At 63.6% G+C, this 330-nt stretch carries 1 pseudogene; it reads right to left on the minus strand.

The features are described from left to right. Positions 1-330, minus strand: a pseudogene (locus tag DSD19_RS21305) (acetyl-coenzyme A synthetase); the annotation flags it as partial.

A 330-nucleotide genomic window follows, 5' to 3' on the forward strand; every position in this document is an offset into this window, starting at 1 on the left:
GTTCATCCTGTTATTGATGAGCTCGTCGACGACCGAAGGGTCGGCGAGCGTCGAGATGTCTCCGAGGGAGCCGAAATCGTTCTCGGCGATCTTGCGAAGGATGCGGCGCATGATCTTGCCCGAGCGGGTCTTGGGCAGGCCCGGGGCCCACTGGATGATGTCGGGCTTGGCGATCGGGCCGATCTCGGTGCGGACCCATTTCTCCAGCTCCTTGCGAAGCTCTTCCGTCGCCTCGACCCCGTTCATCAGCGTCACATAGGCGTAGATGCCCTGACCCTTGATTTCGTGCGGGTAGCCCACCACCGCGGCCTCGGCGACCGCCTGATGCGC

This window comes from Rhodovulum sp. BSW8, assembly GCF_003314725.1.
In the GTDB taxonomy this organism is placed as follows: domain Bacteria; phylum Pseudomonadota; class Alphaproteobacteria; order Rhodobacterales; family Rhodobacteraceae; genus Rhodovulum; species Rhodovulum visakhapatnamense.